Below are 5,280 nucleotides of genomic sequence, written 5' to 3'. Positions count from 1 at the left end.
GTCGCTACCTTATCCGCAAGTTTATCAAGCGTTTCTTGATAGTTTGTTAAGTCTTTAGGGTTCGGAAAGAAACTAGAAGGCTTTGTCCCATTTTGCAACATTGGATGAGCAAACCAAATTTCTCCGTTTCTCCTAAGCTGTAAACGAAATTCAACTTGAGTTATAGGTTCATTTGGTGCTGTCACAGGTAAAACGATACGAACCCAGTTATGATTAACAAATTCAAATTCTTTTGAGAATTGTTTAATATGAGTGCTGCCATTATTAAACTTTAATTCCAAAGCACCACTCTGATCTATGACTGACTTATCTTTTGTATAAATGTATACAGATGCAACTAGCTGTTCTCCAGGTTGACAAGGAATTGTTTGGCTTATGCCATAATATTTATTATCTGGCTGATCAGAAACTTGGACCTTTATTGTATAGTCATTATCTTTTGTTAATGAAGAGTCTGGTTGAACAATTCCACCAGCCCCACTATAAACTTTCCAACCTTTATAAGAAGGCGTTTTAGAAAGTTCATTCCCTCGATCATCTATTTTCTTTTCTGTGAAAATAGCGTTAATCAACTTGTTCTGCGACCCAATACCACCGATGTATTCTTCAACTTGCTTCGCTGTAACCTTAGAACTCACTTCATTACTCAGTTGTTTAATTTGAGATGATTGTTGTGAAATGACCTGTCCTTGTTCTGTCTGAGCTTCAGTAACATTTTTAACAGTTGTTTCTAAGCTACCTACTGCCTGTTTAACTTGAGTCACATCTTTGCTAATAATCGATTGATCCTGCTGTACTTTTTGAATTGTTGAACTATTAGTATCTACCGTTTGCTTCATTTCGTTTGTCGTTTTTGTAAGCGTATCTGTTGTGGACTGGATATCAGTGATTGTTTGTTGTGTACCTTCCACAGTGTGTTCGATGGTATTAACCTTATCGCCAATTTCATTACCTTGTTTGGTTAATTCTTCTATGGAAGTTTTAAATCCTACATTCGTTTTTTCCATTTCCACAATTTTTTGATTCACTTCACCTTGTTCATTTTGAACAACTTCTACTTTTTTATTTAACTCTGTTTTCGTAGACTCGATTTCCTGTTTTAAAGGTTCAATGTCTGGAGCAACAGTTTCCCAAACAGCACCTGTCCATATCTTCAAAATCCCCGGCCGCCCATTGCTAATATCACGCCAAAGGGTCTTGTTAGGCTTAAGGTTCGTAGTCGGTGGATTAGTTGCTTCAATGATTTCAACCATATTTTGTTCTATATTCTCTTTCAACTTCTCAGATAGATCTTTTGCTGTTTGTGATTCTCTAATGGCTTGTTCTGCTTCACCTTTTGCTTGTTCTGCTAACTTTTCCAATTGCTCTAATAACTCTTTATTCGCCTTATTACCTAAAATGGCAAGAACTCTATTGTATAGCTTTCTTGCTTCTTCATTTGGATCAGTAATCTCTCGATAGTCTCCAAAGACGTATTTGTTTTTCTCTGAATCTGTAAAGGATTCATCACCAGCTATTGCCCTTGCTTCAAGCACTAACATCGGCACAAAGCCTTCATCTTTAATTCTTAATGTATCACCTTCATTGATTTCCTCATGCGCTAAGCCGAGCACACGACTAATATCTTGTGCATCAACCTCATAGCTGACAGAACTATTAATACGTTTTTTTAACTCGATTTCCATTAATGTCATAAGACGTTTATCTGTCATGTTTAAATCTTCGGTTTCTGGTGTATAAAATCCAAACTTGTGTTGACCGTTCTCACTCCACCTTTGAAATGCATCGTTGTCCACAATGTAAGGGAGACTATTATTAATATTTTCGACGGTGATTATCTTTTCATTTTCACCTCTAACAAAACCGAAAAGTGCTGTACAAATGTTCTGAGAGTTTTCTCTGCGTACAATACCTTTTAAGTCCTTACCCAAAGTAACTTCTTTACCCGTAACTCTCCCACGTCTTTTTACCATATCGACGTATCTGCCAACAATTTGAGAGCCAACTACTTCACATCTATAAACGATTTCTAAATCAAATAAAGAGGCTATGTCTTTTAGAAATTTAAGTGGGCTGATAGGTTCGTCAATAGTCATCGTGTGGAAGCCTGAGTATTCCGTATTCCCTCGTTTCCACTTTGTTCCTAATAGAGCCATATCGATAAACTCATTTACTGTCTTACTTTCAATTCGTTGCGGCATGATATATCCTGCTTTAGCTAATAGAATCCATTCTCCTGATGCATAGACAGTTACAGATCTATCGGTGGAGTTCTTTTCCACTTCAGTAATTACATAAGGAACAATACGACCATCACGAACTTCTTTTAATACTAAATTTTGCTGCATAAGAGTTGCTGCATGTTTTGTATTATCCAACACTGTAAAATCAAGTGTATCTACATTATTCTTGAGTTCCCAGTGACGTTTATCGTCCCAATAATCTTTTGGTTGTATATCTGAAACAATTTGTTCTGTTTTAAAATCAACAACATGTAGGTCTCCGCTCGGTGTTCTCATCTATATCGCTCCCTAAAGCTAATCGTTGCTACGCCTATATCTCCTGGCATGATGTCGATTCGGTTGTCACCACGAATAATTTTTGGAAATTCACTAAAAATATCTTTTATATTAATAGCGTTTTTACCATTGATAGTGACCAAAGAACGCTCAGTATCGATAACGACTTTATCGCCTTTATCGAAAATATAAGGCTTGGTATTTTCGGGTACTTTATTCACTTTCCAGATTTTTAAGTCATCGATACTCATCACTGAAACTGGATCATTGACATCCCATGCCATGATTGCAATCATCACTTGAGCTACTTTACGATTTGTCATCGGATTTCCACTTTCGTCAATCCAGCGTTCAACAAAAGATGCGTCGTCAATCTCCGTTCCATCTCGAAATCTAGCGACATACACAGACCATTGATTTCCCCGTCTAGCGATTCGGAAACGACCATAAAATTGATTGAGGCTGTTGGGGTATGCACCACTCGTATCTACTAATTTACGCAAACTACCTGGTGTTCCTGCGTTTCCGACTTTCATGTGCGCTTTTGTAAGTTCGGCATCCCAGTAAAGGTCGTTCATATTGATTCGCGCGACAATATTACTCGCTTCATCCAAAAGTAATACCTCGACACGCCCCATTTCGACAATGCTTTTCGATTTCAAACGTACCCATGCTTCCATTTCGAAATCTTGCAACGGTCCACCAGGAATGTTTTTCTTAGCGATTGCGCCATGAAATCCTTTTTCCTTCCCATAATCCTCACAATAAAGCGCGTAACCATCTCTCACTTTAAAAGAGCCCGTACCCTTCATATCGTCAAATTGGCTCACAGGAGTCCAACCTACTGTGGTAGACATTTCATCCCACATAACACGTTCGCGCTCCTGTACCGTTTTCTCTTCCACAGTGAGGGGATAACCAATGCGGAAATAATTTCTTTCGCTAGGATATTTTCCGAACCAAACATCTAAAAATGTCGAGGGTTGTTCCACATCAACCTCAATTAGTGCGGGTGCTTCTACACTACCTTTGTTCGTGAAATATGATGTTATTTCCGATGTCCAAGTTCGTTCGAACGCATGAGTCTGTACCTTTCCGAGTTTGTAAGGCATTGGACAAACAAATGTAATAACACCTTTCCCTTTATTAACTAGCTCCTCAAGATCTAGCTCACCATCAACAACAGCAAGGTATGCTCGGTCTGGCTCATCATCAAAAATTAATTCAGCTGGTTCTTGAGTAAATAACCAATCTGCCAAATCCTCTTTTATTTTTTGTAAATCAGCTATATCTTTATTGGCCTTAATAAAAATAGGAACGTCTATACGACGTTCCTCTGTTTCGGTATTCATTAAATAAGCCCCTGCACGATGAGGGACTCTTACTAATCTCCTTCTGATTGGAGCCCACGTTGGGCGCTTCCTACCAACTAACATGAGAATATAATCTTTTCGAATATTGTTAAATGAAAATCCTAATTTCCCCATACATATCATCACCCCTCAAATTGCTTTCTTCTTTCCATTTCACGATCTTGAAACTCTGTTGTATAACGATACGTTCCTTTTGATAGTTCTTTTCCATCTAGTGAGTTTGTCATATTGACAGTAAGATTGATTTCTTTATTTAACGACGTCATGTAACTTTGTTGAGTCAGTGGTTCTAAAGGTCTGTACCATATCTCCTCTGGATTATCAGATAAAACCTCTTGCCATTTTGGAAATCTATTTACTTCGACTTTTGTTAGTCCTGCGAAACGTTCGAATTGTTTCCCTATATTCTTAACAATATCGCGCATATTAGCAGGTAAATGTGTAATCCAATCGTTTTGCCAATCTCCATCTACAAATATTGCATTGAAATATTCAGTAAGCGGGTCGTTGCCGTTTAATTGGAACAAATCTTGTTCTGAAATCTTACGTAAACCATCTGATGCTATACTAGAAAATACTGGTCCAATATTTTTCATTTGAGAGTTTAAAGCACCTACTACCCTTTTCGCGGCGCTTACAACAAATACTTGTCCTTTATCTATACCCACTCCAAGACCTTCTGGAACAGCACTACCCAAAGGGATCATAACCTTACTTGGGCTATTTATTTCAAGTGCACCTGAAATAGTATCTTTAATTTCTTTAGCAATCCCTGCAGCTTTACTAAATAAACCCCCAGAAGCTGCATCTATTCCTCTTCCAAGTCCCTCTAAGATACTTTTACCAATAGAAAATAAATCGATAGAACTAAAGAATTTTTCTACCTCTTGCCATTTATCTTGCACACTACTTTTTACTTCTTGCATTTTATCTCGTACAGCTTTTTTCATATCCTCCCATTTTTGAGAAGCTGTATTTTTTATTTCTTCTACTTTTTGGCTTGTAGATTTTTTTAGATCTTCCCATTTATTTTTGACATCTGACCATAAATCCCGCATTTTTTGAACTACATCATCTTTCATGACTTGATATTTCGATTTAATTTGACCTGTTTCCCAATCTACTTGATTTGCGTGTTCACCAGCTTGTGCTTTCGCTTCGTTTACAATTTCCTTATGTTTATCTTGCGCTGTTGAAACTGTACTTTTGTACTGGCGCTTTGCTTCCGCAATAATTGCATTAGCTTCATCAGCTGTAATGGTTTTATTTTCATCACGCTGACGAATAGCTTCTTCTATTTTGTCGTTACGCGTCTTTTTCGCATCTTCAATGACTTTATCGCGTGCTTTAGCGCTATTTTGAACAACTTCCGCTGCTTGTCTAGCTGT

2 protein-coding genes and 1 pseudogene are annotated in these 5,280 nt (G+C 37.6%); all 3 read right to left on the bottom strand.

Annotated features, from left to right (window positions below; genetic code table 11):
- On the bottom strand, positions 1-2,519 hold a 2,519-nt coding region (locus MR058_RS22575), incomplete at its 3' end, for a phage tail spike protein (RefSeq protein ID WP_277926680.1).
- Entirely contained in the window at positions 2,516-4,006 is a 1,491-nt protein-coding gene (locus MR058_RS22570) for a distal tail protein Dit (RefSeq protein WP_242145914.1), read from the bottom strand. The genes MR058_RS22575 and MR058_RS22570, both read right to left, overlap by 4 nt.
- 8 nt (positions 4,007-4,014) lie before the next feature.
- Positions 4,015-5,280, bottom strand: a pseudogene (locus MR058_RS22565) (phage tail tape measure protein); the annotation flags it as partial.

The sequence above is a fragment of the Bacillus cereus group sp. BfR-BA-01430 genome (assembly GCF_022663115.1).
Taxonomy (GTDB): Bacteria; Bacillota; Bacilli; order Bacillales; family Bacillaceae_G; genus Bacillus_A; species Bacillus_A cereus_BD.
The sequence above is the reverse complement of the archived record's forward strand: the minus strand, read 5'-3'. Positions and strand labels throughout refer to the sequence as shown.

Bases quoted from the DNA above. Each gene is read 5' to 3' on its own strand.
- MR058_RS22570 (WP_242145914.1), bottom strand. From the start codon at position 4,006: ATGGGGAAATTAGGATTTTCATTTAACAATATTCGAAAAGATTATATT.